This window comes from Streptomyces sp. NBC_01003 (genome assembly GCF_045162695.1).
Lineage (GTDB): Bacteria > Actinomycetota > Actinomycetes > Streptomycetales > Streptomycetaceae > Streptomyces.
Map to the genome: position 1 here is coordinate 1,088,054 of NZ_CP108707.1, position 26,807 is coordinate 1,114,860.

Below are 26,807 nucleotides of genomic sequence, written 5' to 3' on the forward strand. Positions count from 1 at the left end.
GTGTCTCTTTCTCTTGCTACGGAGTCCGTGACCGGTCGGTGAGGAGGTGGGTCGCGCGGGTCAGGGCGTGCGCCCGAAGGCGCTGCCAGTCGGCGATTTCGGTGCGGTGCGCGGCCCGGACCGAGGCGAGGCTGGTCTTGCGGTAGGCCGCTTCGGGCTTGAGGTTGTTGACGACGGTCGAGACCTGGAACCAGCGGCGCTGGTCGCCGTAGAGGGCGCGCTGCGCCGAGGCCAGGCAGCCGTCGGTGTGCGCGCGCACGGAGTATCCGGTCGGCAGTCTCAGGGAGAGTTCCGCGCGTCCGGCGCCGAAGAGGGCGTCGGCCAGGTGTTCCTCCTGGGCCTTCGTGCCGGGCCGTCTGCCGGGGCGCGGCGGGGTGAGTCCCCGCGCGGTGAGGCAGCGGCCGGTCAGGAGCTGGGTGGCGGCCTTGACGGTGTCGTCGGCGGAGAGTGCGGGCCCGGGGTCCGGGGCCGCACAGCCGGTGACGAGCACTCCGGCCAGAAGCAGTGGGCCGAGCGCGGTGAGCGCCGGGGCCGGCCGTGCCCAGGGGCGCGGTCGGTGGGTCATCGGCGGATCAGCCCGCTTCGCATCCCATCTTGTTGTCGCTGACGCCGTCGAACTTGGTGGCCCACGCCTCCCAGTTCTCGTCGTAGTCGTCCTTGCGGATCTCGCGGTAGAGGCAGCTGTTCCCCGGTCCGTAGCTGATCGCGTAGACCGTGCCGTCGACGCGGGAGTCGAAGGAGTAGGCGTGGCGCTGGGTGCCGTTCTCCGCCTCGGCATAGCCGGGTGGCGCGTAGCACCAGGCCTGGCCGTGCTGGCCCGCCTCGGTCCAGAAGCAGACCTGTCCGGGGCCCGCGGCGCGTACGGAGCCGGCCGGCGCGGTGGCGACGGCGGTCGGTGCGGCGAGGGTCAGCGCGGCGGCGACGCCGGCGAGAGCGGTGGTGAGCAAGGTGGTGCTGCGGCGCATTCGAGCGGCTCCGAAAGTGTGGTGACGACGCTGTGCATGACCACAATCCCCCGGCATTTACGCAGGTAAGCGCGGCGCCACCCGTACCGGCTACTAGTCATATAGGCGCCGCGCCGATCATGCGTGTGGCACGAGCGCGGCCCTGGACGCGCGGGTGCGCTGCATCCGCAGGGCGTCGATCGACTCGGCGAGGAACTCGTATTCCGTGGTGTCGTCGCGAGTGATCAGCCGGACGAGTTTTCCGTCGGCGAGTTCCTCGGCCACTTGTTCCTGCCGCTCGACATCACCGCACCAGTCGCGCAGCGCTCCGGGGACATCGGGGACGGTGTCGGCGACCGGGGCAATGGCGTGTTCGGGGAAATGCGGATTGCCGGGGCGCGGATCCAGCCGTTCGGCTATCCAGGAGGCGCGGTCGCGCAGCCACCACATCGCGAGCGGCAGAGTGGGCGCGCGATACGTGCCGAGCGGTACGCCGACGCGCTGACCGCCGCAGATTCCGTACGCGGTGACATGGCACAGGAATTCCTCGTGCACGCTCTCCCCCGTCGCTCGTTCGCCGCCCTGCGGGCCTCACTTTCATTCCGTGCGATGTGCGTGGTCCGTTCGGGTGCGCCGGGTCGGGACCGGCGAAATGATCTATTGGTCGGGCGCCATTCAACTTCCTCAGAAGACGAGTATCGACACTTCCGGCGCGCTGTCACCATGCCTTTCTGGCCAGTCTCCTGGCATATTCAGGGCCTCTAATGGCCGGAATGGAACGGGTGCGCGGGTGTGAAATCGTCGCCATCGAGGAAGCAGCACGTCATGCACTCCAAGGACGTTCTCACCGACGCATTCGGACGGATCCACGAAACGGTTCACTCGGCGGTGGAAGATCTTTCCGCCGAGGAACTCAACACCCGGCTCAATGACGACTCGAACTCGATCGCGTGGCTGATCTGGCACCTGTCACGCGTGCAGGACGATCACATTTCCGACGCCTTCCAGACCGATCAGGTCTGGCTCGCCGACGGCTGGGTCGACCGCCTCGATCTCGCCCTGCCACCCTCCGACACGGGGTACGGCCACAGCGACAAACAGGTCGCCAAAGTGCACGTCCCGTCGACCGATCTGCTGCTCGGCTACTTCGACGCAGTGCACGAGCGCACCCTCGCCCACCTGGCAGAACTGAGCGACGCGGATCTGGACCAGGCGATCGACGACACCTGGTCGCCGCCGGTCACGCTGGGCGTGCGCCTGGTGAGCGTCATCTCGGACGATCTCCAGCACTCCGGACAGGCCGCCTATGTGCGCGGGATTCTCGAACGCCTCTGAAACCCGGTGCGCACCCCGTGTGAATCGGGCGCACCCAGTCACTGTGTTCGCACGCTTCCAGCCATCGGAACGACGCAGTCCACTACGAGAGGAACCCCGCACAGGATTGACGGCTCCTGCGCGGAGGGGCCGCCGGCCACTCCCTACCCACGCCCAGGCCGGCGGCCCCGCATCCGCGCTCCCCGGAGTCAGCCCTCCAGCCGCTCCTCGAGCCGGATCGTGACGCGCTCCCCCGCCTCCTTGCCGATCGCCTGGCGCACGTCGGCCTTGATTGGCAGCTTGTGGCGGCCGTCCCCCAGGGCCATGAACGAGCTCCGGAACGGGTGTCCGTCGACCGTGCCCCTGACCTTGACCAGGCCGCGCGTCCCGAAGAAGGCGGCCGACTCGGGCCATACGACATAGGTCCAGCCTCCTTCACTCGGGCTCTTCTCCAGGACGGCGCCGAACTCCTCGTTCAGGCTGCTTGACGTGCTCATATCTGCCTCCTCGGACGCTTTCCGGCATCACTGAAGACCTTCCGCGCGCACGGAACTCATCGCACCTGAGGGCCCTACGCATCAACGCCGGCGCACGCCCCGGCAACGGTTGAGGTCTTGACAACTCGATTGGTCTGGACCAGCTTTGGGCCCTACAGCGGTGGCCACCGTTCACTCCCGCCCCCTTCACTCCCCACCGGAGGCAGTAAGTGGACCGTGCACGCAGATGGATCGAGGGCGCACTGGCCTTCACCGCGGCCGCAGCGCTCGGCGTCACCGCTCTGGCGACCACGGCGCAGGCCGCCGACATCAACGTCGCCAAGAACGCCGGGTTCGAATCGGATCTGAGCAACTGGACGTGCTCCGCCGGCACCGGTTCCGTGGTCGGCTCCCCCGTACACAGCGGCGCCCGGGCGCTCAAGGGCACACCCACCGCACAGGACACCGCCCAGTGTTCCCAGGCCGTCGCGGTCAAGCCCAACTCGACGTACACGCTGAGTTCTTGGGTCCAGGGCAGTTACGTGTACCTGGGCGCGAGCGGCACGGGCACCACCGATGTGTCGACGTGGACACCGGGGTCCTCCGGCTGGCAGCAGCTGAGTACCACCTTCACGACCGGCGCGAACACGACGTCCGTGACGGTCTACACGCACGGCTGGTACGGGCAGAGCGCGTACTACGCCGACGATGTGAGCGTGCTCGGTCCCGACGGCGGCGGTGGCGGTGGCGATCCCGTCGTCATTCCGGCAGTCCCCGCCGGACTCGCGGCCGGCACCGCGACCTCCTCCTCGGTCGACCTCTCCTGGAACCCGGTCTCCGGCGCCACCGGCTACAACGTGTACCGCGACGGCTCCAAGGTCGCCTCCGTCAGCGGCGCGTCCGCCACCGCCACCGGGCTCGCCGCCGCCACCTCGTACAGCTTCCAGGTCAGCGCGACCAACTCGGCAGGTGAGTCCGCGAAGTCGGCGGCCGTCACCGCGAAGACCGCGCCCTCCGGCGGCGGTGGCGGCGGCACCGTGCCCAAGCACGCGGTGACCGGCTACTGGCAGAACTTCAACAACGGCGCCACCGTGCAGAAGCTGCGTGACGTCCCCTCCCAGTACGACATCATCGCGGTGTCCTTCGCCGACGCGACCAGCACGCCCGGGCAGATCTCCTTCACCCTCGACCCGGCCGTCGGATACGCGTCGGCCGCCGACTTCAAGGCCGACATCGCCGCGAAGCAGGCCGCGGGCAAGTCCGTGATCCTCTCGGTCGGCGGCGAGAAGGGCAGCGTGTCCGTGAACAGCGACGCATCGGCCACCGCGTTCGCCGACAGCGCCTACTCCCTGATGCAGGAGTACGGGTTCGACGGCGTCGACATCGACCTCGAGAACGGCCTCAACTCCACCTATATGTCGAAGGCCCTGCACCAGCTCTCCGCGAAGGCGGGCGCGAAGCTGGTCCTCACGATGGCGCCGCAGACCATCGACATGCAGTCCACCTCAGGTGAGTACTTCAAGACGGCGCTGAACGTGAAGGACATCCTCACCGTCGTCAACATGCAGTACTACAACAGCGGTTCGATGCTCGGCTGCGACGGCAAGGTCTACAGCCAGGGCTCGGTCGACTTCCTGACCGCGCTCGCCTGTATCCAGCTGGAGGGCGGCCTCGACCCGTCGCAGGTCGGCCTCGGCGTTCCCGCGTCGACGCGCGGAGCGGGCAGTGGCTACGTGGACCCGTCGGTCGTCAACAACGCGCTCGACTGTCTGACGCGCGGCACCGGCTGCGGATCCTTCAAGCCCGCGAGGACGTATCCGGGCCTGCGGGGCGCGATGACCTGGTCCACGAACTGGGACGCGACGGCGGGCAACGCCTGGTCGAACAGCGTTGGCCCCAAGGTGCATTCACTCCCGTAGGACCCTGCGGCGCTTACGGCGGCACTCAGTTCAGCAGCTGCCACAGATGGGCGCAGGCGGCGTCCTCCGTGGGATGCCGCGCGATCGTCTCGTGGGTGCCGCGCTCGTACGCGCCGGTCTCCCAGCCCCCGCCGGGGTCCTCTCGCACATAGAGGAAGTCGGTGGGGGTGGGGGACGGTTCGTGGACGCCCTCGATCCAGTAGTGGGTCGGGGGCACGGCTGCCTGCCGCAGAGCCCGCTCCAGTGCGTGCCGGTCCACGAGCCGTCCTCCTGTCTCGATCGTGCCTACGCGGGCTCGAGGTAGTCGTGTTCCAGGAGCCACTTCACGTTGAGGCGCTGGCCCTCACCGGGGTTGAGGAACACCTGGTCGAGCTTGATCTGCCGGCCGCCGCCGGGCTGCTCGAACCAGGGAGCGATCGGGCCCTGCCACACGAAGAACGGCTTGGCGACCTCGTAGACGTGATAGTCGCACGCGTAGGCGAGCTCACGGGTGTTGAGGTTCTGCGGCGGCAGCGCCCGCTTCTTGTACGCGTCCCCGGCGGGCGCCAGATAGGAGCCGTACTCCGAGCCGAACCGGTCGAGGGTCTGCCCGGGCCGCAGCTCGGTGGGGCGGCGGTCGACCTGGCCGTTGGTCTCGGTGAATCCGTCGTTCGGCGGGTACTTCCAGTGGCCGGAGTCCGCCGGCCCCTCCCAGTACTTCTTCAGGAACGCCTTCGGGCTGAGGGAGCCCGTGCGGTGATAGGCCTTCAGGAGCGGGCCGACCGGAGCCTGCCACTTCTTGGGCAGGTACTTCGGGCCGAGCCGGGCGTCGCCCTGGAACTCTCCCGTGCAGGGCTCGTGCGCGGCGGGCGCGGGCGCGGGCTCCGCCGCTGCCGCGGACGGCGGCGCGGTGAGCGCCATCGCAGCTCCCAGAGCGGCCAGGACCAGACGTAGGGACTTCACGCAGTCGTCTCCTCGATGCTTCGACGGATCGTCAGGTCCGCATGCGCACAGTGACCATGCGGACACTCAGGGAGACTATGACGATCTTCGGCTGCGGCGGCGACATCCGGCCACCGCGCCGTTCACTGCACCTCGAAGACGCGTCACCCCACCTTGAAGACGAGTCACGCCACCTCGACGGCGAGTCAGCCCGCCATGAAGACGAGCGTGCCGTCCGGGAGCCGCGCCTCGATCCGGGCGCCGTGTTCCACGGTCCGGCTGACGGTGCAGTACTTCTCGTGGGTCAGGCGCACCCCGCGTGCGAACACGTCGGCGGCGTGCTCGTCGCCCTCGGGCAGCTCCACTTCGTAGCTGACGCGCACCGCTCCGACGCGGCCGTCGTCCTCGGGCCGTGACACGGACTCCACGACGATGCGCAGTCCGTCGTGTTCGACGGTGCGGGCCGTGCGGTCGGTGACGAGGCCGCCGCAGCCGCCGAGCGCGGCGAGGAGCAGCTCGACCGGGGTGAACGACGGCTGCACGTCCGGGTCTTCGGCGGCTCCGATGCGGACCTCGGCGCCGCGGTCGTTGCGTGCGGTCCAGTCGCGGAAGCCGTTGCGGACGGTCTCGATGCGGTAGTCGGCCATGTCGGGTGGTTCTCCCTCGCTGCGGTCGCCCGGTCCTGCTCGTCCCCGGCACCGTACGGGCGAGGGGGCGTGGGGCGGCGCAGGCCGGACCGTCGGGCGGGCATGAACGCCCGCTCGGTCGCGTCAGGGAGTGGGCAGGCGTCCGCCGCAGCGGGCGCAGTAGGCCGCCGCGGCGTCCTCGGAGACCCGGTCACAGGCGGGGCAGATACGGCTGAGCAGGCAGGCCGGTTCGCCGCCCTCGCGGGCCGGGGTCCGCGCGATGGTCAGGCCGGGGCGCCTGCGGTGGGCGGTGAGGTAGGCGAGACCGTCGGGGCCGGCCGTCACGGACCGCCGTTCGCCGCGCGCTATGAACACGAGCGCGCCGGGCGCGAGTTGCTCCTCCTGGTCGGCGTACCGAAGCGATCCGTCGCCTTCGAGGACGACGAGCAGGACGTCGAGATCCGGCTCGACATGCTCGGCCACGACGGTGCCGGGCCGCAGCCGGACGACGTTCGCGTCGAGCTGCCGGGCCGCGCCGTCGAGCTTCCAGACGGCGCCTGTCCGTGACTCGTCCGCAGTACGCAGCACGTCCGCAAGTAGCACTCGGGCCGACGGCATGACTCTCCTCATTCAGCGGTGGGTACGTCGTGCACTCCGCAGCCTACGGCGTGCGCGGGGACACCATCAGCGACTGTCAACTAACGGTTGACACCCCCGTACTGTCAACCTACGGTTGTCACATGACGGAATCTGCGAAGCCCGTGGGCATGACCACAGCCGTACGCCTCGACGATCTGATCGACGCCATCAAGAAGGTCCACACCGACGCACTCGACCAGCTCTCCGACGCCGTGATCGCCGCGGATCATCTCGGCGACGTCGCGGACCATCTGATCGGCCACTTCGTGGACCAGGCGCGCCGCTCCGGGGCGTCCTGGACCGACATCGGCAGGAGCATGGGGGTCACCCGGCAGGCCGCCCAGAAGCGGTTCGTGCCGAAGGCCTCGAGCGAGGCGGGCGAACTCGATCCCAGCGCGGGCTTCGGCCGCTACACCCCGCGGGCGCGCAACGTCGTGATGTCCGCGCAGAACGAGGCCCAGGCCGCCGGCAACGACGAGATCCGGCCCGAACACCTCGTGCTCGGCCTGCTCGCGGAGCCCGAGGGGCTCGCCGCGCAGGCCATCCGGGCCCAGAGCGTACTCCTGGACACCGTGCGGCAGAACGCGACGGCCACGCTGCCGCCGGCCGTGTCCGACGTGCCCGGCCTCATCAAGTTCGACGCGAACGCGAAGAAGGCCTTGGAACTGACCTTCCGCGAGGCGCTGCGCCTGGGCCACAACTACATCGGTACGGAGCACATCCTGCTGGCCCTCCTGGAGCAGGAGAACGGCGCGGGCACCCTCGCCGAGTCCGGCATCGACAAGGCCGCCTCCGAGGCACACATCGTGGAGACGCTGGCCGCGATCGTCAAGGAGCGCTCGAAGCGGGAGTCCTGACGGCCTGTCGACCGGCCGCTGTCCCGGAGTCCGCGTGGCGCTCCGGGACACCCGGGCGGTCATGCGTCGCCCTGGTCCCGGATGGGAGACTGCCCCCATGACTGAGCGCGCAGGAACCCAGGCCAGGCCGGAGGATCTCGTCGACGTCGACGAACTCGTCGACGCGTACTTCACCAAGGTCCCCGATATGGACCGCCCCGAACAGCGCGTCGTCTTCGGCACGAGCGGGCACCGGGGCTCCAGCCTGGACGGCGCGTTCAACGAACGGCACATCGCGGCGATCACGCAGGCCATCGTCGAGTACCGCACGGCCGAGGGCATCACGGGCCCGCTGTTCATCGGGCCCGACACCCACGCCCTCTCGCGCCCCGCGCTGGACACGGCCCTCGGCGTCCTCGCGGCGAACGGGGTACGTGTCTTCGCCGACGTCCACGACAGCTACGTGCCGACCCCGGCGCTCAGCCACGCCATCCTGCGCTGGAACAGCACCGCGCCTGACGAGCTCGGACAGGCGGACGGCATCGTCATCACGCCGAGCCACAACCCGCCGCGCGACGGCGGCTTCAAGTACAACCCGCCGCACGGCGGCCCCGCCGACTCCACAGCGACCTCTTGGATCGCGCGCCGCGCCAACGAACTGCTCGCCGACGGCAACCGGGACGTGCGCACCACGAAGGACGTGGCTCCGGAGTTGTACGACTTCCGTGAGCGGTACGTCGAAGAGCTGAGCTCCGTCATCGACACCGACGCCATCCGGGCCTCCGGGCTGCGCATCGGCGCCGACCCGCTCGGCGGGGCGAGTGTGCACTACTGGGCGCGGATCGCCGAGACGTACGGCCTCGACCTGACGGTGGTCAACCCCGAGGTGGATCCGACCTGGCGGTTCATGACGCTCGACTGGGACGGCAAGATCCGGATGGATCCCTCGTCGGCCCCCGCGATGGCGTCCGTCCTCGCGAAGCGGCACGACTACGACCTGCTGACGGGGAACGACGCGGACGCCGACCGGCACGGCATCGTCACGCCCGACGCCGGTCTCATGAACCCGAACCACTATCTCGCCGTCGCGATCCACTACTTGGCCACGCACCGCACCGGCTGGCGGTCCGATGCCGCGATCGGCAAGACGCTGGTGTCGAGCGCCGTCATCGACCGGATCGTCGCGTCGCTCGGCCGCGAGCTGCTCGAAGTCCCGGTCGGGTTCAAGTGGTTCGTGCCGGGGCTCGTCGACGGGTCGGTCGTCTTCGGCGGCGAGGAGAGCGCGGGCGCGAGCTTCGTGCGCAAGGACGGCGGCGTCTGGACGACCGACAAGGACGGCATTCTTCTCGCGCTGCTCGCGGCCGAGATCACCGCGGTGACCGGCAAGACCCCGTCGCAGTACTACGCCGAACTCGCCGCGGAGCACGGCTCGTCCTCGTACGCGCGCGTGGACGCGAAGGCGACCAAGCAGCAGAAGGCACGGCTCGCCGAGCTCAGCGGCGACGCGATCACCGCGGACACCCTCGCGGGCGAGCCCATCACCGGGAGGCTCAGCCACGCGCCGGGCAACGGCGCCGCGATCGGCGGCGTGAAGGTCACCACGGAGAACGCCTGGTTCGCCGCACGGCCGAGCGGCACCGAGGACGTGTACAAGATCTACGCCGAATCGTTCCGCGGCCCCGACCACCTGGCCCAGGTGCAGACGGAGGCGCAGTCGATCGTGGACGCGGCGCTCGCGGAGAACTGACGGAACGTGGGCGGCAGCGCGCGGACTTCTGCCCGAGCACTGCCGCCCACGCCATTTCGCTGTGCTCCGCGTACGACTACTCAGCGGCCGTCGCCTCCGTGAGGCCCGGCACCTCGGCGACACTGTCCAGCACGTAGGTGTGCGGGTGCAGTTCGAGCTCCGTGCGCGGGAGCTGGCCGGTGAGGACGGCGACGACGACGCCCGCGCCCGCGTGGTGCCCCGCCTGCAGGTCGACCGCGGTGTCACCCGCGACGAGCACCTTGCGGACGTCCACGACGCCGGTCTTCTCCATCGCCCGGTGGATCATGTACGGGGCGGGGCGGCCGCGGACGACCTCGTCGGCGGTGACGACCGCGTCGAGGTTGCCGCCCTCGCCCGTGGACCAGCCGAGCGACGCGAGCAGCGGCAGGGCGACGTCGTCGCTGAATCCGGTGGTCAGGGCGACCTTGATGCCCCGGGCGCGCAGTTCGGCGAGGGCCTTGTCGGCCTGGGCTATGGGCTGCGGCGGGACCTCCGCGTAGCGCTGCTTCAGGAACAGGCGGAAGACCCCGTACTGCCGCTCGACGAGCTCCGCGTCGGGGGTGCCGCCGCCGAGGCGGACCAGGGCGTCGATGGCCTCGCGCTTGTCGGTGCCCATCCAGGTCTGGAGGTCCTGCGCGTCGACGGTCACGCCGGTCGATTCGACGGCGTGGCGCAGCGCCTCGTACACCGCGCCGTGTTCCTCGATCGTCGTGCCTGCCATGTCGAAAACGGCGAGTTCAATCACTGGGGTTCTCCTCGTCAGTGCGGTACCGGCCGACGACGGTGCGTCCCTCGGCGGTGTTCTCGATGGTGAAGTTGGCGAGTGTGGGCAGATAGCGGTCGTCGGCGTACTCCAGGGGCACGCCGTCCCGCGAGAACGCCAACCGCCTTACGCGCAGCAGGGGTTCGCCCGGCTCGATGCCGAGGAGCGACGCGTCCTGCGCGTCGGCGGCGATGGCGTCGATGGTGTGGCGGGCGTGGTGCAGGTCGACATCGCGCGCGCACAGCGCCTCGTAGATCGAGCCCGCGTCGGGGTCCATGTCGAACAGGTGCCGACCGACGTGGAGGACGAACGTGGAGCGCTCGACCATGACCGGCACACCGTCCAGGTGACGCAGCCGGACCAGGTCGACCACGGGTTCACCCTCGTCGAGGCCGAGCCGTGCGGCGGCCTCCGGGGAGGCCCGGCGGCGGGCGACCTCGACGGTCAGCTGCCCCGGTTCGCGGCCGATGGATCTGGCCCACTGCGTGAACGACATGAGCGACGCGAAAGGCTGCGACGGGGCTGCTCTGCGGGCGACGGGCGGCTTGCCCCGGCCGCCGACCAGATGCCCGTCGGACCGCAGTATCGACAAGGCCTGCCTGACCGGCCCGCGGGAGGTCCCGAACTCTTCGCAGAGCTGGGATTCGCTCGGTACCGGCTCGCCCTCCGGCCACTCACCGGACTCGATACGCCGCAGGAACTCGGCGCCGAGCTTCTCGTGGAGCGGAACACCCTTACTTGTCTTCACAAGCTGACTATGGCAGCTCGACCCGCCTCGCCTCAAGGCCCGCACGTGGCCAGTGCGGGGCCCTCGGGTGACGTTTCGGGGTCCCCCACCCCCACCCCGGGGCACGGAAGGTAAACAGACGGAAAACTTGTACACACAAGTCTTGCCCCATGCGCCCAAGGCCTCGCACGCTGCAATCCATGAGCATCACAACAGCGTCCCCCTCCACCCCTTCGCCCGCCTCCGAGCTGCCCAGCGGCCGCAGCGACCTGGTCATCGTCGGGGCCGGGGTCGTCGGCCTCGCCCACGCCTTCGAGGCCGCCCGGCGCGGGCTGACCGTCACGGTCATCGAGCGGGACTGGCAGCCCGTAGGGGCTTCGGTACGCAACTTCGGGCACTGCTGCATCACGGCACAGCGCGGCGACCTGCTGGAACTCGCCTACCGCTCGCGGGCCGGATGGCTGGAGGCCGCGAAGAGCTCGGGCCTGTGGGCCAAGGAGGCCGGCGCGCTCGTGGTGGCGAGGTCGGAGGCGGAACTGACGGTCCTGGAGGAGCTGCGCGAGGAGCGCGGCGCGGACACCGTCCGGCTGCAGACCCGCGAGGAGGTCGCGGGCGAGCTCGGCCGGGGCGCCGACGCCGGGGACATCGTGGGCGGCGCCTTCCTCCCCGACGACCTGCGCGTCAACCCCCGCGAGGCCGCCCCGGACCTGGCCGCATGGCTGTCCATACAGCCCAACGTCACCGTGGTGTGGGGCACGAACGTGAACGGCGTCGAGGAGGGCACCGTCCACACCGGCCGCGGCCCGGTCCACGGCGACCGGATCCTCGTCTGCGTGGGTCACGACCTGGACCGCCTGTACCCCACGGCGGCGGAGGAGCACGGCATCGAGCGCTGCCGCCTCACCATGGCGCGCGTCGCGGCGCCCGACGCCTTCCGCACGGACGCGGCGATCCTGACCGCCACGTCCATGCTGCGCTACGACGCCTTCACGGCCATGCCGTCGGGGCCGAGGCTGCGCGAGGAGGTCATCGGCCACAGCCCCGAGCTGCTCGACGTCGTCGCGAACGTCATGTTCACCCGGCTGCCCGACGGCACCGTCCTTGTCGGTGACTCCCACGCCTACGGGCGGACCACGATCCCCTTCGAGGACGAGCCGACGGCACAGCTCCTGCTCGACTCGGCGGCCAAGGTCCTCGGCACGGGCGATCTCCAGGTGAAGGAGCGCTGGCAGGGCGTCTACGCGAGCAGCGGCAGCGGCCCCCTCCTGGTCCGCGACATGGCACCGGGCGTACGGGCCATCTCGGTCACCTCGGGCATCGGCATGACGCTCTCCTTCGGCCTGGCCGCAGCCACGTTCGACGAGTCCCTGACCGCGACGGCCTGACCGGCCACCCCGGCACAGAGGGCACAGAGGGCAGCCCGCGCCGCGAGCACGTCTCGCGGCGCGGGGCCCGGCATCACGCAGCACTGCGGCACGTCACCCCCCGCACTCAGCGCCACCAGGCACCGAGGAAGAGGAGACCACCATGCCCGACGGCACCCGGCGAGGGCTCGCGCTCGACCCGCTCCGGTCCCCCGCCGCCGGCCCCGGATCCGTCCGGCGGTCGCAGCGCCGGCGATAGCAGATCTTCGCAGTCACCTGGATCGCGTACGCGAGCCTCCACCTCCTCCGGCAGGCGTTCTCGGTCGCCGGACTCGGCATTCTGGACGACCCCGCGGTCAACCACACGCTCACGTCCCACACGCTCGGCGTGATCGACGCCGACGCGATCGTCGGCGGCCTGCTCCCGGGTTCCTCCCGACCGCCGTGCTCTTCTACGGCTTCGTGGCCGCGGCGGCGCTCGCCGGTCATGCTGCCGCACTGAAACCGGACGGCCGTGACGGCCTGAGGACCGCGGGGTCCGGCCCGGGGTTGATCAAGTTTTTGCCCTTGGCCGGATCCCGACCGTCCGGCCCTCCCGCATTCCGGCAAGGACCGGCGCGCCGTCGCGATTTGCGATGGGGACCATTCCACTCTGTCAAGCAAAGAGCGGCCGAAACCGTCGGGTCACCGGCTTCCACCGGGTTACCGGCGCGTTGACCGTACACAGTGCCATGTCACACGCTCGACACATAGGTGCCGGATACAACTGATTCGGCGCCAGAACGGCATGCAGGAGGAACATATGTGTGGCATCACCGGCTGGGTCTCCTTCGATCGCGACCTGCGCGCTTCGGCCGACACATTGGATGCGATGACGCAGACGATGGAGTGCCGCGGCCCGGACGACCGAGGCACGTGGGCCGAAGGGCCCGCGGCGCTCGGCCACCGCAGGCTCGCGATCATCGACCTGCCGGGCGGGCGTCAGCCGATGACCGCCGAGACGCCGAGCGGCACCGTCGCGCTCGTGTACTCCGGCGAGACTTACAACTACACGGAACTCCGCCGCGAACTGACCGGACTCGGCCACAGGTTCACCACCGACTCCGACACCGAGGTCGTGCTGCGCGGTTACCTGGAGTGGGGCGATGCGCTGGCCGAGCGCCTCAACGGCATGTACGCGTTCGCCGTCTGGGACGGCCGCGAGAGCAAGCTCGTGATGATCAGGGACCGCATGGGCATCAAGCCGTTCTATTTCTACGAGACTCCGGACGGCGTCCTGTTCGGGTCCGAGCCCAAGGCGATCCTCGCCAATCCGCTCGCGAAGTCGCGCGTGACGTTGGACGGCCTACGGGAGCTGTTCACCATCGTGAAGACGCCGGGCCACGCGGTCTGGGACGGGATGCACGAGGTGGAGCCGGGCACCATCGTGACCGTCGACCGCAGCGGACTGCGGCAGCGGGCGTACTGGACGCTGGAGACCCGCCCGCACACCGACGACCGCGCCACGTCGATCGCGACCGTGCGCTCGCTCCTCGACGACATCGTGCGCCGCCAGCTCGTCTCCGACGTGCCGCGCTGCACGCTGCTGTCCGGCGGCCTCGACTCGTCCGCCATGACGGCGATCGCGGCGCGGCAGCTCGGTGAACAGGGCGAGACCGTACGCAGCTTCGCCGTGGACTTCGTGGGCCAGACGGAGAACTTCGTCGCCGACGAGATGCGCGGCACACCCGACACCCCGTACGTGCACGATGTGGCGAAGGCGGCCGGCACCAACCATCGCGACATCGTCCTCGACTCGACCGAGCTGGCCGACCCCGAGGTGCGCGCCCGGGTGATCCGGGCCCGTGACATCCCCGCGGGCTTCGGGGACATGGACACGTCGCTCTATCTGCTGTTCCGGGCGATCAGGGAGCACTCGACGGTCGCCCTGTCGGGCGAGTCCGCCGACGAGGTGTTCGGCGGCTACCTCCAGTTCTTCGACGAGGAGGCGCGCACTGCCGATACGTTCCCCTGGCTGGTTCGCATGTCCCAGCACTTCGGCGACGACTCCGACGTCCTGCGCGACGACCTGGCCGGCGCCCTCGACCTGGACGGATACGTCCGCGAAAGCTACGCGGGCGCTGTGCGCGGCATCCAACGCCTGGACGGCGAGAGCGACTTCGAGTACCGGATGCGCAGGATGTGCCATCTGCACCTGACCCGTTTCGTGCGGGTCCTGCTCGACCGCAAGGACCGCACGAGCATGGCCGTCGGACTGGAGGTGCGCGTCCCGTTCTGCGACCACCGGCTCGTCGAGTACGTGTACAACACGCCCTGGTCGCTGAAGTCGTTCGACGGCCGGGAGAAGAGCCTGCTGCGCGAGGCGACCGCGGACGTGCTGCCGAAGTCGGTGTACGACCGGGTGAAGAGCCCGTATCCGTCGACGCAGGACCCGAAGTACGCCGTGGCACTCCAGGACCAGGCGAAGGATCTGCTCGCCCGGCCGTCGCACCGGGTGTTCGACCTGGTCGACCGGGAGCGGGTGGCGCGGGCCGCGAACCGTGACGCACCGCAGACCGAGCAGGCGTCCCGGCGCGGGCTCGAACGCACGCTGGACCTCGCGCTCTGGCTCGACATGTACAGCCCTGAGCTGGTCCTTTCCTGAGCCCGGTCCGCTCCGGCGGCAGCGTGCGGCGTCGGCCGGACACTGCCGCCGGGTGCGGTGCCGTGCGCGCGGAGTCCTCAGCCCGCGTAGACGTCCTCCACGTAGCGTCCGTCCATGATCAGACCGGCGAGCCAGCGCTCGGCCGCGTCGTCGTCGGCTCCCGGTGTGCGCTCGCGGAACAGGGCGCGGAACGCGTCACGCACGCCGGGCGCCATCCGGGCCCCGTCGCCGCAGACGTAGACGCGCGCCCCGGCCCCGAGCAGCGCCCACAGTTCGTCTGCCTCGGCGGCCACCCGGTGCTGGACGAAGGCGTGGCCCGCCTCGGGCGCCTCGCTGAAGACGGGGCGCAGGGAGACGGCGCCCGCGGCCTCGGCGGCACGCAGTTCGTCGGCGTGCAGGAAGTCACCTCGGGGGTGGTCGCAGCCGAAGTAGCACAGAGCGGGTGCGAGCGGGGTGCCGGCGGCCAGCAGCGCGCCGCGGTCGGCGATGGCGCCGCGGAACGGGGCGAGGCCCGTCCCCGCGGCGATCATGACGACCGGGGTCTCCGAGTCGTTCGGGACACGGAAGACCTCGCGGCACGGCTGGACGCGCGCGAGCACCGTGTCACCGGGCCGCAGCCCGGCCAGGTACGCCGATCCGGTGCCGCGGAACCGGCCGCGGCCCGAGCGGGCCGGGGCGTCGAGGACGGACACCATGAGGTCGGCGTGCGTGGGGCTCTGCTCGGCGCTCGACGAAATCGAGTAGTGCCGGGGCTTCAGCGGCGGGAGCAGGTCGAGGAGTTGCGGCCAGGTCAGCGCGCCGCGCAGCGCGGGGTGGTCCTCCACGAGTTCGACGAGCGTGCGCGGGTCGTCGGCGAGGGCCGCGAGCGCCGCCTTCTCGGGAGAGCAGGGGTTCGCCTCGGCGAGCAGCGCCACCTGGGCCGGGGTGGGAACGTGCCCCAACTCGACGTGGGATGTGAGGAGTTCACGGACGGTCAGTGGGCGGTCGAGCGCGAGCCCGTCGCGGCGCGGGCGCCGGGCCCTGATGTCGAGGACCGTGTCCGGGCCGACACCGAAGGCTGCGGCCGTCCGCTCGACGAGCGCGGGATCCTGGGCGGGCAGCACCGTGAGATGGTCCCCCGTGCGGTACGTGACGCCCTCGGGCAGCGCCAGACGCACGAAGCGCTTGGTGCGCGGGTGGTCGGGCGCGGTGAGGGAGCTTGCCTCGGTGACGGTGAACGGGACGAGCCCGTGCCGGGCTGCCGCGGCGTCGAGCGGCCCACCGCCGATCTCCCGGATCTCGTACGCGTCATCGGGCTCCGCGGCATCGGCCGGAGCCGCGTCGGGGTCCCCGTACTGCGTGAGGAGCGCGGCGCGCAGCCCGGTCGTGAACGTGCGGACGGTGGCGTTGAGGTCGCCGGAGGCGTCGGCCGCGGCGCGCTCGCACAGACGGGTGCCGCCGAGCGCGTCGAGCCGTTCGTCGATGCGGGTCGGTACGTGCTGGTAGGTGGCGGCCCAGTTGCGGTCGCCCACGCCGAGGACCGCGTAGGTGACGTCGTTCGCGGCGCCGTCCTGCGCACCGTCGAGCCAGGCGGCGAACTCGGACGCGTCGTCGGTGGGCCGGCCGTTGTAGGAGGCCGCGACCACGACGACGGGGCGGTCGGTGGGCAGCGCTCCCGCGTGGGTGTCGAGCGGTGCGACGGCCGTGTCGCAGCCCAGCGCGGCGACGTCGTCGGCGAGCTGCTCGGCGAGGCCGCGGCAGGTCCCGTAATTGCTGCCGTGCAGGAACAGGACCCCGGTGCCGGGCCGCACCCGGGCGGGCAGTGTGTCCGGCGCGGCGGTCCGCTCCTCTACCGGCGCGTGGCCTGGCAGGGCCGGATGCTTCCGGTCGGCGGAGGTGCGTGGGACGAGCGTGAGGGTGAAGCCCTCGGGCTTGAGCGTCAGCGTCTCCTTGACCGTGAGCGCGTAGTCGGCGTGGTCGACGAGCCGGTAGCGGTGCACCAGGAGAGCGAGCAGCATCGTCGCCTCGTGGAGCGCGAACTGCCGCCCGATGCAAGCGCGTTCACCGGTTCCGAACGGCTTGAAGGCGTGCGGCGAGCGCGCGGCCTCCGCCTCGGGTGTGAACCGGGAGGGGTCGAACAGCTCCGGGTTGTCGCCCCACACGGGCTGCCGGTGCAGCATCGGCGCGAGGACGGTGACCGCCTGCCCGGCGCGCAGCGGGATGCGTCCGCCGAGGAGCGTGTCCTCGCGCGCGTGGCGGCTGAACGCGGCCGCGGTCGGCCACAGGCGCAGCGCCTCGTTCAGTACCTGCCGCGTGTACGTGAGCCGGCCGACCTCGTCGAAGGTGGGCTCGGGGTCGGCCGCGTCCCCGAACACGGCGTCGGCCTCACGGCGTACCAGGTCGAGCACCGCCGGGTGCTTGGCCAGGTAGTACAGGGCGAAGGACATCGCGCCGGAGGTGGTCTCGTGGCCCGCGATGAGGAAGGTGATGACCTGGTTGCGGATGTTCGCCGTGTCGAGCGCGCTGCCGTCGGGGTGGCGGGCGGTGAGCATCAGGCCGAGCAGGTCGTCGCCTTCGGGCGCGTCGGTGCGCGCCGCGATGACGTCGTCGACCACCTGCGCCAGATAGTCCGCGTCGGCCTTGAACGCGGCGTCGGCGGCCGAGTGGTCGGCTCCGGGTGTGCGGGCGAGCCGCTTCATCGACCATTCGAGGCAGCGGACCATGGCCTCCACGAAGGGGTGCGGCTCGGAGCCCTCGAAGGACCCGAAGTCGTAGCCGAATCCCGCGAGTCCGATGGTGTCGAGGGTCATCCGCGTCATGTCGCCCGGCACGTCCACGGGGCTGCCAGAGCGCGCGGCGCGGTCCCAGGACTCGATGAGGCGGCGGGACACCTGGTACATGACGGGGTGGTAGGTCCGCATGGAGCCCAGGGCGAACGCGGGCATGAGGATGTCGTGGGCGCGGGCCCAGTTCGGTTCGTCGTTGTACGCGGTGAAGAGGCCGTCGGCCGTGAAGTTGCGGACGTTCTCCAGGGCCGGGCCGACGTGCTTGGCGAAGCGGGTCTCGTCGGCGAGTTCGGTGACGAGGTCGAGGTCGCTGACGAAGAGGGCGTCGCGGCCGTGCAGCCTGCGCACGAGTGCGGGGCCGTGGCGGCGCGTCAGCTCCATGGCCTGCTGGAGCGGCGCGGGTCCCGGACCCGTGGCGGAGATGTCGATGAGCGGAAGGCCGTCGGTGGGGGCCGGCGGGAGCAGCGCGGAGTCGGGCATGGGGGCGGCAACTGCCTTTCGCGGTACGGAGTTCGGTGCCTGTCCAGCTTGGTCCCGCGGCCCCACCGGGCCGGGCCTTCGCACTGCATGATTGTGTAGTGGCCTGCGGCGATCCGTGCTTGCGCTCGCGGGGCGGACGTGCCATGGGTCCGGACGCGACATGGCGCCGGACCAGACATGGTCCGGACGGTGACGGTCACGGCACCGGACGTGACATGGGAAAGGGGTACGCGATGGACGGCGTGCTGTGGCGCAATCGCGCGATGCTGCTCTTCGACCGGATCCCGATGCCCGTCGCGGTGTGCGAACCCCGCGGGACGATCATGCTGGCGAACGCGGCGATGGCCGCGGAGTGCGACACCACCCCCGGCCGTCTGAAGGGCCGGGACATCCTGCACCTGTTCCGCCCGCGGGACGAGTCGCAGCTCCACCGGATCGCCGAGGCGCTGCGGCTGCGGCGGCGCTCCCGCTACCAGGTCTCGGTCACCTGGGAGACGCCGGACGGGGCGCTGCGGGAGGGCGAGCTGACGGTGGATCCGGTCAGCGACACCGTCGAGCGGACGCCGGATCTGCTCGTCATGCTGCGGGTCGTCGGCGAACGCCCGGCCGCGCTGCCCGACCGGCCGCGGGCGACGGCCGGCGCGGCCGAGTCACGCATCCTGGAGCTGCTCGCCGCCGGCGCGACCACGGCACAGGCGGCCCGCGAAACGGGCCTGACCACGGACGGCGTCAACTACCACCTGCGGCGCCTGACCCGCCGGTGGGGCGCGACGAACCGTACGGAACTGGTCGCGCGCGCCTACGCGTCGGGCGTGCTGACGCCAGGGGTGTGGCCGCCGCGGGCCGCGGGACCGGACGGCTGACGGCTGACGGCTGACGGCTGACGGCTGACGGCTGACGGCTGACGGCTGACGGCTGACGGCTGACGGCTGACGGCTGACGGCTGACGGCTGACGGCTGACGGCTGACGGCTGACGGCTGACGGCTGACGGCTGACCGTAGGGGACGGGGTTACGCCTCGTCCATGCCCGGGACCGGCGCCCCCGAAGGCAGTCCGGCCTCGACATAGGCGGCGTAGTGGATCTTCCACGGGGCGAGCGTCCCCGCGTGCGGACCGTCGAGGCTCTCGCCGCGGTCGGCCGCGTCCAGGGCGGTGAGGCAGACCTCCCAGCCCGCGGCGTTGCGGGCCGCGGTGTCTGCGGCCTCCAGGACATTGGTCAGGGTGAAGCGGGTGCGGCCGGCGTCGAGCGCCTCCAGGTCGAAGCGGAGTTCGTCGCCGCCCCAGCTGAAGGAGAGGTGGCGCGGGGCGTCCACGGCGAGGACGCGGCCGGTCGACTCCGGCATGTTCGGGTCGCCGTGGAAACGGATCACGCCGCCTGCGCGCAGCTCGATCTCGACCTGGGAGGGGAACCAATGTGCGAGCTCGGCGGGATCGGTGACGTATCGCCAGACCCGCTCGATCGCGTGGTCGTACGTGCGAGTGAAGCGGATGGCGGGACGGCCGTCGTCGAGCGGGGCGTAGCTGCCGGTGGGTCCGGGCTGCGGGGTGGTCATGGCCTTCAGTCCTTCGCTGGTTCGTCGTCCTCGGGGGCGTGGGCGTCGAGGCGGCGCCCGAGTGCGTCGAGGCGGTCGTTCCACAGGCGCCGGTATGGCTCGAGCCAGGCGTCGAGCTCGGCGACCGGTCCTGGCTGGAGCCGGTAGACGCGTCGCTGGGCTTCCTGCTCGACGTCGACCAGGCCCGCCTCGCGCAGGACCCGCAGGTGCTTCGAGGTGCTGGGCTGGCTCAGGCCGCAGGCCTCGACGATCTCACCGACGGGCCGCGGATGCTCGAGCAGCACCGCGACGATGGCGCGGCGGTGCGGGTCGGCGAGCGCGGTCCAGACGGCGGGTGCGGGCATGACTCCAATATGCCTCATCGGTTATATGCCGGTCAAGGAATGTAAGATGCTGCTGCGGTCGATGCGGCTGCGCTGACGACCGCCTCGGCCGCGGCAGGTCCCGGATAGTGTTCGAAGGTTGAAGCAGCACAGCTCTCGCCACCCGGACCCGGAGCCGCCATGTCCCAGCCGTCCCGCCCGTACGTCCTGCTGTCCGCCGCCGTCTCGCTCGACGGCTGCCTGGACGACGTGGGACCCGAGCGCCTGCTCCTGTCCAACGCCGAGGACTTCGACCGCGTCGACGCAGTGCGCGCGTCGTGCGACGCGATCCTCGTGGGGGCGGGCACTCTGCGGGCCGACCGGCCGCGGCTCCTGGTCAAGTCGGCGCAGCGGCGCGCCGACCGGGTGGCCGCCGGGATGCCCGCGTATCCGCTGAAGGTGGCGGTGACCGCGTCGGGCGAACTGGACGCAGGAGACCCGTTCTGGACGACGGGCGGCGACAAGGTCGTGTACACCACCGACGCCGGGGCGCTCCTGGCGCGGGAGCGGCTCGGCGCGCTCGCCGAGGTGATCGCCCTCGGGGAGACCGTCGACTGGGCGAGGCTGCTCGACGACCTGGCCTCGACGCACGGTGTGCGGCGCCTGATGGTGGAGGGGGGCGCCCGGGTCCACACCCAGTTGCTCCGGAGCGGTCTGGCCGACGAGGTGCAGCTGGCGGTGGCGCCGCTCGTCGTGGGCGAACCGGACGCCCCCCGACTCTTCGGCCCCGGCGCGTACCCCGGCGGCAGCCGGCACCGGATGCGACTCCTGGAGACCCGCCCCGTCGGCGACGTGGTCCTGATGCGGTACGCGCCCTGCGCGCCCGGCACCGATGACTCCCCCACCGCGGCCGACCGGCACTGGCTCGCCCTCGCCTGCGCACTCGCCGCCGACTGCCCGCCCTCGGAAACGGCGTTCAGCGTCGGCGCGGTGATCGTCGCGAGTGACGGCACGGAGCTGGCGCGCGGGCACTCACGCGAGGGCAGAGACCCGGTCGTGCACGCCGAGGAGGCGGCACTCGCCAAGATCGACCCGGCGGACCCCCGGCTGGGGACCGCCACCGTCTACAGCAGCCTCGAACCGTGCGCCCGGCGCGCGTCACGGCCCAAGCCCTGCGCCCGGCTCATCCTCGACGCGGGCGCGCGGCGCGTGGTGACGGCCTGGCGCGAGCCCGACACCTTCGTGGCGGGAGCCGACGGCATCGGAATCCTGGAGGGCGCGGGCGTGACCGTGGCGGAGATCCCGGACCTCGCCGAGGCGGCGATTCGTCCTAATAAGCACCTCATTCTCGCCCCGAGTACACATAAGGAATGAATAAGCGCAGAATGAAGAGTGCGTGGCAGCCCGCCGCGCTACGCGGTGAGACTTCGAAACCCTAAGGAGTCGATTCTCATGGCCGACGTTCACCACAGGCCTGACCTCTCCAGTCACCCTGATGTCTCGGAAATGCGGGACCGGTACGCGCGCGTACTCGGTGGCCGCGATGTAGCCCTCATGGACGCACCGGTCTTCCTGATCGGTCTCTACTGCGCCATCTCTCCCTGGGTGGTCCACTACAGCGCCAGCCAGCCCCAGCTCGCGACCCATAACCTGATCATGGGCATCGCGATCGGAGTCCTGGCCGTCGGGTTCGCCGTCACCCCGGCCCGGATGTACGGCCTCAGCTGGGCCATGTGCGCCATGGGCGCCTGGATGATCATCGCGCCGTGGGTCGTGGGCTCCAGCCCCGACCTGGGAGTCATCCTCAACAACGTGATCATCGGTGGTCTCATCGTCGTGCTCGGGCTCTTGTGCGCGAGCCTGTCGATGAAGAACAGCCGGGCGGCGTAGGAGGCAATGCCGCCCCACAAGAGTCGGCAGATCCGGCGGAATCGGGAGTCACTGACGGCCCGGGAGCGCTCACACCGCTCCCGGGCCGTCGCCGCTCCAGGGTGACGAGGGCGATGCCCGCACAGGCGGCGGCGAGCAGCGCGGCCTCGGTGACTCCCGGAGCGGACGCCGTGCCCAGGACCCAGTCACCGATCCGCACCGTGAACGGCACGGCGAGCTGGACGGCGGCGGTGAACACGGGCCCCTTGAGCAGGATCAGCCGGTGCTGCACCAGATAGGCGGGGGCGTACACGGCACCCCCGAGGAGCGCGATCCCCGCCCACTGCGCCGGCGACGGCGGATGCGCGAGGAGCCCCGGCAGGGTGAGGGGGAGCAGCATCACGGTGGCGGCGGCGAGGAGCACCGGCAGTACGGCCAGTGGCGACAGACCCGCGAGGGTACGCCGGTAGAGGAACCCGTACACCGCGAACCCGAGCATCCCGGCGAGCGCCAGGAGCAGGCCGGGTGCGTCGAGGGTGCCCTGACCGCCGAGGGCCGCGTATGCGCCGGCCGCCGCTGTCGCGAGGACGGCGCCGACCACGGAGTGCCGGCTCGCGCGCTCGCCGAACCAGAGCGCGCCGATGGCCACTCCCGCACACGGCATGAGGGCGACGACGAGATTCGTGAGGGAGGTACCTACGCGCGGGATGGCGAGGAGGGTGCCCGCGGCGTATCCGGCGAAGCCGAGCAGGGCCAACAGGCAGACCAGCCAAGGGCGTTGGAGGACTCGGCGCATCTGCACGCGCCCCGAGGAACGGGCGGCGGCGAAGGCGGTGAGAACGACGCAGCACACCGCGGTGCGCCCCGTGGCGACCGTCAGGGGCCCGGCGGCCGCGACGAGGGCGCCCGACATGAGCCAGGTCCCGGCGAGCAGCGCGACGAGTACGGTCGCGAGCAGCGGCACGAGTGCGCGACGTCCCGTGAGCGTCAACTCCACGTACCGCCTCCGTGGTTCGGGATTCAGGGCTTCTCGTAGATACTCTCGCTTCCCCTGAGTCGTGGTCACCCGTCCGTCGAACAAACTGTTCGCACGGGAAATGGAGCGCAGATGAGCGAATCCGATTCCGGGCCCCCGTCCGAGTCGGGCGACGGGGTCCCGTGGGAAGCAGGCGCCCCCGGCGTCCTGCTCCTGCCGTCCGGACGAACGGTTCGCGGGCGCGGTCTGCGCCGCCCGCTCCCGCCGGGCCCCTCGCCCTCTTACGCGGTGCATCTCCTCGGCCGTCGGCCGCCCGGCGTCCCATGGGAGTCGCGGTGGCTGCGGTGGCCCGACTTCTGGCTGCCGAGCAGCCACGAAGAGGCCCGGGAGGCGTTCACGGACGCGTGGGAGCGTGCCGCCGGGGAGCGGGTCGAGTTCGCGTGCGGCGGTGGCCGCGGGCGGACCGGGACGGCACTGGCCTGCCTGGCCGTCCTGGACGGCGTACCGGCCGACCGCGCAGTGGAGTTCGTGCGCCGGAACTACGCCGCGCAAGCGGTGGAGACGCCCTGGCAGAGGCGGTACGTGCGGCACTTCGCCGGCTGACCCCACCCGGGAGAGCCGGTGGGGCACCGCGAGCTCCGGGCCACGGAAAATGAGTTGCGCGGGCCTGCCGGTAGCCCCCCATCATGGTCGGGCCACGCCCCCGACAGTCCTGGAGCACGGAATGCGTCATTCCTTCGAAGCAGTTCAGCGCCCTGACCGGACGAACTCTTTCGAGGACTCGACCTTCCATGCCTTCCCAGCCCACGCGGCACACCCTGAACATCGGCATTCTCGCCCACGTCGACGCCGGTAAGACCAGCCTCACCGAGCGCCTCCTCTTCGACACCGGCGCGATCACCCGCCTCGGCAGCGTCGACGCGGGCGACACCCGCACCGACACGGGCGAGATCGAGCGGCAGCGCGGCATCACGATCCGCTCGGCCGTCGCCGCGTTCACCGTCGGCGACGTCCAGATCAACCTGATCGACACCCCTGGGCACTCCGACTTCATCGCCGAGGTCGAGCGCGCCCTCGAAGTCCTCGACGGCGCCGTGCTCCTGCTGTCCGCCGTGGAGGGCGTCCAGGCCCAGACGCGGGTCCTCCTCAAGACCCTGCGACGACTGCGGCTGCCCACCCTCGTCTTCGTCAACAAGATCGACCGGGCGGGCGCGCGGGACGAAGCGCTGCTCGACGAGGTCCGCCGCCGTCTGACCCCGCACGTCGTCCCGCTCACGAAGGTCCACGACGCGGGCAGCCCGCAGGCCCGGACGGTCCCGCGAAGCCTCGACGACCCGGCTGCATGGGCCACTGTCGGGGAAGCGCTCGCCGAGGTCGACGACTCGGTGCTCGCAGGTCTGGTCGACGGCCCCGAACCGACCGCCGCCGAACTGCGCCGGGTCCTCGCGGCACGCACCGCGGACGGCTCCGTGCACCCCGTCCTGTTCGGCTCCGCCCTCGGCGGCCAGGGCGTCGCCCAACTCATCGAGGAAATCCCCCGGTTGATCCCTTCCCGACCCGCCGCACAGACCCCCGGAGCCGCACCGCGCGGCACCGTCTTCGCCGTCCGACGCGGCCCGGTCGGCGAGCGGTTGGCCTATCTCCGCCTGTACGAGGGAGAAGTGACAGAGCGTCAACGTGTGACGTTCGTCCGGGACGCGTCCGACGGCTCTGTCACCGAGATCCCCGGACGCGCCACCGGCCTCGACGTGGTGGGGCGAACGACCCACACGCTCACGGCCGGGAACATCGGTGAGCTGCGGGGCGTGCCGGACGTCCGGGTCGGCGACCGGCTCGGCCCACGCGACGGCCTCGACCGGACGCCGGGCTTCGCGCCGCCCACGCTGGAGACCCTCGTACGCGCCGTGCGGCCCGGCCGCTCGGCGGCGCTTCGGACCGCGCTCCTCGACATCGCGGGGCAGGATCCACTGATCCACGCGGAGGCGGCGCCCGACGGGAGCACGGCCCTGCTGCTCTACGGCGAGGTGCAGAAGGAGGTCCTGGCCGCGACCCTCGTCCAGGACTACGGCATCGAGGCCGTCTTCGAGCCGAGCCGCATCCGCTGCGTCGAGCGCCCCGCAGGCAACGTCGAGGTGCACGAGGACATCACGAACAACCGCGAGACGGGATTCTGCGCGACCGTCGGGCTGCGCGTGGAGCCGGGACCCCGGGGTTCCGGGCGGGTCTTCGCGTACGAGACGGAGCTGGGCGCGCTGCCCCGCGCCTTCCACCAGGCCATCGAGGACACGGTCCACGCGACGCTCGGCGAGGGGCCTCGCGGTTGGCCCGTGACGGACTGCCGGGTCACGCTCGTCCGCTCCGGGTTCTGGTCACCGATCACTGTCGCCGGGGACTTCCGGGGGCTGACGCGCCTCGTACTGCGGCGCGCGCTGGAGCGGGCAGGGACGACGGTGCACGAGCCTGTGCACGCGTTCGAGGCGGAGATCCCGCTGGAAGCGCTCGCCGCCGTGACGGCCCGGCTCTCCGCGGCGGAGGCCGAGTTCGGCAGTACGACGGGCGGCACCACGTCCTGGGTGGTCACGGGCACGCTCCCGGCCCGCAAGGTGCGGGAGGCCGAGCTCGCTCTGCCGGGTCTGACGCGCGGGGAGGGCGTGTGGTGGTCCCGAGTGTCCGGCGACCGGCTCGTCCGTACGCCGGAACATGCGGCGTAGGCAACAGGCACTCCCCTCCGTGTCTGCACCTCCCCGGGCTCGCATGTCGCGGCGCACGCGGGGCTGAGCCACGCTGGAGGGAAGCGGTACGCGACGCGGGAGCGGGAGGTGGCGAAGGGCATGGCCATGGAACCCGTCGAGGCGCTGGAGCGGGTCGCCTTTCTCCTGGAGCGCACGCTGGCGCCCCCGTATCGCGCCGGAGCCTTCCGTACCGCCGCCCAGGTGCTCGGCGCGCTGCCCGAGGGGGAGGTGGCCGAGCGCGCCGCGGCCGGGACGCTCGAATCGCTGAAGGGGGTCGGGCCCAAGACGGCGCAGGTGGTGCGGGAGGCGCTGGCAGGCGAGGTACCGGCCTATCTGGAGGGCCTGGAGAGCGAGGGCGCGGCGGCGCCGCTCGCCGAGGGCGGTGAGGGGCTGCGCGCGTTGCTGCGCGGCGACTGCCATCTGCACTCCGACTGGTCGGACGGCGGCAGCCCCATCGAGGAGATGGGCCGAGCGGCGATCGCCCTCGGTCACGAGTGGGCGGTGCTGACCGACCACTCTCCGCGCCTGACGGTGGCACGCGGCCTGTCGCCGGAGCGGTTACGTGAACAGCTGGCCGTAGTGGCGGAGTTGAACGAGCGCTGGGCGCCCTTCCGGCTGCTCACCGGCATCGAGTGCGACATCCTCGCCGACGGATCCCTCGACCAGGAACCCGAACTCCTCGACCGGCTCGACCTGGTCGTCGTGTCGGTCCACTCCAAGCTGCGCATGGACGCGCCCGCGATGACGCGCCGGATGGTGGCCGCCGTGACGAACCCGCTCGCCGATGTGCTCGGACACTGCACGGGACGGCTCGTGACGGGACGAAACAAGGTCGGACGGGGTCGCCCCGAGTCGCAGTTCGACGCGGAAGCCGTGTTCGCGGCGTGCGCGGAGTCCGGCACCGCGGTCGAGATCAACAGCCGCCCCGAACGTCTCGACCCGCCGCGCCGGCTCCTGCGCGAGGCCGTGGCGGCGGGCACGCTGTTCTCCGTCGACACGGACGCGCACGCACCGGGCCAGCTGGACTGGCAGCACCTCGGCTGCGCCCGCGCCGAGGAGTGCGAGGTACCGGCCGACCGCGTGGTGAACACCTGGCCGGCCGACGAACTCCTCGCCTGGACACGCACGCGCCGGGCTCCGAGCCGGGCGGGGTAGGTGCGGGACGCAAAGCCGTCCCCACACCGCCGC

The 26,807-nt window shown here is 71.3% G+C and carries 26 protein-coding genes; 12 read left to right on the forward strand and 14 right to left on the reverse strand.

The features are described 5' to 3' along the window. Window positions 1-16: 16 nt before the first annotated feature. From OG698_RS05185 to OG698_RS05195, 3 genes are all read right to left on the reverse strand, one after another. On the reverse strand, window positions 17-565 hold the full coding sequence (locus OG698_RS05185) for a hypothetical protein (protein ID WP_406101699.1): 549 nt from the start codon (window positions 563-565) through the stop codon (window positions 17-19). 7 nt (window positions 566-572) lie between these two features. After that, entirely contained in the window at window positions 573-965 is a 393-nt protein-coding gene (locus tag OG698_RS05190) for a hypothetical protein (RefSeq protein WP_100593226.1), read from the reverse strand. Between the two features lie 117 nt (window positions 966-1,082). After that, window positions 1,083-1,499: a hypothetical protein gene (locus tag OG698_RS05195; RefSeq protein WP_399971636.1), complete on the reverse strand. Its 417-nt coding sequence runs from the start codon at window positions 1,497-1,499 to the stop codon at window positions 1,083-1,085. 270 nt (window positions 1,500-1,769) lie between these two features. Here OG698_RS05195 and OG698_RS05200 point away from each other — a divergent pair, with 270 nt between their 5' ends. Further along, window positions 1,770-2,279, forward strand: coding sequence for a DinB family protein (locus OG698_RS05200; protein WP_406101701.1), 510 nt, complete (start codon window positions 1,770-1,772; stop codon window positions 2,277-2,279). 188 nt (window positions 2,280-2,467) lie between these two features. Here OG698_RS05200 and OG698_RS05205 read toward each other — a convergent pair whose 3' ends face one another. Continuing rightward, a complete protein-coding gene (locus tag OG698_RS05205) occupies window positions 2,468-2,755 on the reverse strand; it encodes a DUF1905 domain-containing protein (RefSeq protein ID WP_406101702.1) in 288 nt (95 codons plus the stop codon). A gap of 209 nt (window positions 2,756-2,964) precedes the next feature. Here OG698_RS05205 and OG698_RS05210 point away from each other — a divergent pair, with 209 nt between their 5' ends. Further along, entirely contained in the window at window positions 2,965-4,653 is a 1,689-nt protein-coding gene (locus tag OG698_RS05210; RefSeq protein WP_406101703.1) for a chitinase, read from the forward strand. Window positions 4,654-4,678: 25 nt separating this feature from the next. Here OG698_RS05210 and OG698_RS05215 read toward each other — a convergent pair whose 3' ends face one another. From OG698_RS05215 to OG698_RS05230, 4 genes are all read right to left on the reverse strand, one after another. Continuing rightward, entirely contained in the window at window positions 4,679-4,912 is a 234-nt protein-coding gene (locus OG698_RS05215) for a hypothetical protein (protein ID WP_116505471.1), read from the reverse strand. A gap of 26 nt (window positions 4,913-4,938) precedes the next feature. Beyond that, window positions 4,939-5,595 carry a TNT domain-containing protein gene (locus OG698_RS05220; protein WP_406101704.1) on the reverse strand — a complete coding sequence of 219 codons (657 nt, stop codon included), beginning with the start codon at window positions 5,593-5,595 and terminating at the stop codon, window positions 4,939-4,941. A 185-nt stretch (window positions 5,596-5,780) separates the two neighbouring features. Next, window positions 5,781-6,221, reverse strand: coding sequence for an OsmC family protein (locus OG698_RS05225; protein ID WP_406101705.1), 441 nt, complete (start codon window positions 6,219-6,221; stop codon window positions 5,781-5,783). Between the two features lie 123 nt (window positions 6,222-6,344). Beyond that, window positions 6,345-6,818: a cupin domain-containing protein gene (locus OG698_RS05230; protein WP_406101706.1), complete on the reverse strand. Its 474-nt coding sequence runs from the start codon at window positions 6,816-6,818 to the stop codon at window positions 6,345-6,347. A gap of 122 nt (window positions 6,819-6,940) precedes the next feature. On the opposite strand from OG698_RS05230, the gene OG698_RS05235 reads away from it, so the two are divergent. Then, the gene (locus tag OG698_RS05235; protein ID WP_406101707.1) at window positions 6,941-7,696 is read left to right on the forward strand and encodes a Clp protease N-terminal domain-containing protein; all 756 of its coding nucleotides are present in this window, start codon (window positions 6,941-6,943) and stop codon (window positions 7,694-7,696) included. A 97-nt stretch (window positions 7,697-7,793) separates the two neighbouring features. Beyond that, on the forward strand, window positions 7,794-9,422 hold the full coding sequence (gene pgm / locus OG698_RS05240) for a phosphoglucomutase (alpha-D-glucose-1,6-bisphosphate-dependent) (protein ID WP_406101709.1): 1,629 nt from the start codon (window positions 7,794-7,796) through the stop codon (window positions 9,420-9,422). Between the two features lie 76 nt (window positions 9,423-9,498). Here pgm and OG698_RS05245 read toward each other — a convergent pair whose 3' ends face one another. Both OG698_RS05245 and OG698_RS05250 read right to left on the reverse strand, forming a co-directional pair. Further along, the gene (locus OG698_RS05245) at window positions 9,499-10,188 is read right to left on the reverse strand and encodes a phosphonatase-like hydrolase (protein ID WP_406101711.1); all 690 of its coding nucleotides are present in this window, start codon (window positions 10,186-10,188) and stop codon (window positions 9,499-9,501) included. Then, on the reverse strand, window positions 10,181-10,954 hold the full coding sequence (locus tag OG698_RS05250) for a GntR family transcriptional regulator (protein WP_383082830.1): 774 nt from the start codon (window positions 10,952-10,954) through the stop codon (window positions 10,181-10,183). The genes OG698_RS05245 and OG698_RS05250 overlap by 8 nt, the downstream gene beginning before the upstream one ends. 179 nt (window positions 10,955-11,133) lie before the next feature. On the opposite strand from OG698_RS05250, the gene OG698_RS05255 reads away from it, so the two are divergent. Both OG698_RS05255 and asnB read left to right on the forward strand, forming a co-directional pair. After that, entirely contained in the window at window positions 11,134-12,318 is a 1,185-nt protein-coding gene (locus tag OG698_RS05255; protein WP_406101713.1) for a TIGR03364 family FAD-dependent oxidoreductase, read from the forward strand. Window positions 12,319-13,099: 781 nt separating this feature from the next. Continuing rightward, complete coding sequence (asnB, locus tag OG698_RS05260) at window positions 13,100-14,941, forward strand: asparagine synthase (glutamine-hydrolyzing) (protein WP_406101714.1); 1,842 nt, start codon at window positions 13,100-13,102, stop codon at window positions 14,939-14,941. 77 nt (window positions 14,942-15,018) lie between these two features. Here asnB and OG698_RS05265 read toward each other — a convergent pair whose 3' ends face one another. Further along, a complete protein-coding gene (locus tag OG698_RS05265) occupies window positions 15,019-18,186 on the reverse strand; it encodes a cytochrome P450 (protein WP_406101715.1) in 3,168 nt (1,055 codons plus the stop codon). Between the two features lie 215 nt (window positions 18,187-18,401). Here OG698_RS05265 and OG698_RS05270 point away from each other — a divergent pair, with 215 nt between their 5' ends. Next, complete coding sequence (locus tag OG698_RS05270) at window positions 18,402-19,049, forward strand: LuxR C-terminal-related transcriptional regulator (protein ID WP_399971612.1); 648 nt, start codon at window positions 18,402-18,404, stop codon at window positions 19,047-19,049. 148 nt (window positions 19,050-19,197) lie between these two features. On the opposite strand, the gene OG698_RS05275 is transcribed toward OG698_RS05270, so the two are convergent. Together OG698_RS05275 and OG698_RS05280 are read right to left on the reverse strand one after the other, a co-directional pair. Continuing rightward, window positions 19,198-19,740 (reverse strand): SRPBCC family protein, encoded by a 543-nt coding sequence (locus OG698_RS05275; RefSeq protein ID WP_406101716.1) that lies wholly within the window; start codon window positions 19,738-19,740, stop codon window positions 19,198-19,200. Window positions 19,741-19,745: 5 nt separating this feature from the next. After that, window positions 19,746-20,084: an ArsR/SmtB family transcription factor gene (locus OG698_RS05280; protein ID WP_406101718.1), complete on the reverse strand. Its 339-nt coding sequence runs from the start codon at window positions 20,082-20,084 to the stop codon at window positions 19,746-19,748. Between the two features lie 159 nt (window positions 20,085-20,243). Between OG698_RS05280 and OG698_RS05285 the strand changes: the two genes are divergently transcribed. Together OG698_RS05285 and OG698_RS05290 are read left to right on the forward strand one after the other, a co-directional pair. Beyond that, window positions 20,244-21,416 (forward strand): dihydrofolate reductase family protein, encoded by a 1,173-nt coding sequence (locus OG698_RS05285; RefSeq protein WP_406101720.1) that lies wholly within the window; start codon window positions 20,244-20,246, stop codon window positions 21,414-21,416. Window positions 21,417-21,494: 78 nt separating this feature from the next. Beyond that, entirely contained in the window at window positions 21,495-21,932 is a 438-nt protein-coding gene (locus tag OG698_RS05290) for an SPW repeat protein (RefSeq protein ID WP_406101722.1), read from the forward strand. On the opposite strand, the gene OG698_RS05295 is transcribed toward OG698_RS05290, so the two are convergent. Continuing rightward, complete coding sequence (locus tag OG698_RS05295) at window positions 21,871-22,908, reverse strand: EamA family transporter (RefSeq protein ID WP_406101724.1); 1,038 nt, start codon at window positions 22,906-22,908, stop codon at window positions 21,871-21,873. The genes OG698_RS05290 and OG698_RS05295 overlap by 62 nt on opposite strands. Window positions 22,909-23,019: 111 nt before the next feature. Here OG698_RS05295 and OG698_RS05300 point away from each other — a divergent pair, with 111 nt between their 5' ends. The 3 genes from OG698_RS05300 to OG698_RS05310 all read left to right on the forward strand — a co-directional run bounded on the left by OG698_RS05300 (window position 23,020) and on the right by OG698_RS05310 (window position 26,774). After that, on the forward strand, window positions 23,020-23,490 hold the full coding sequence (locus tag OG698_RS05300) for a protein phosphatase (RefSeq protein ID WP_406101726.1): 471 nt from the start codon (window positions 23,020-23,022) through the stop codon (window positions 23,488-23,490). 188 nt (window positions 23,491-23,678) lie between these two features. Further along, entirely contained in the window at window positions 23,679-25,598 is a 1,920-nt protein-coding gene (gene otr(A) / locus OG698_RS05305; RefSeq protein WP_406101727.1) for a tetracycline resistance ribosomal protection protein Otr(A), read from the forward strand. 126 nt (window positions 25,599-25,724) lie between these two features. Then, window positions 25,725-26,774, forward strand: coding sequence for a PHP domain-containing protein (locus tag OG698_RS05310; RefSeq protein WP_406110853.1), 1,050 nt, complete (start codon window positions 25,725-25,727; stop codon window positions 26,772-26,774). The last annotated feature ends 33 nt before the right edge of the window (window positions 26,775-26,807 follow it).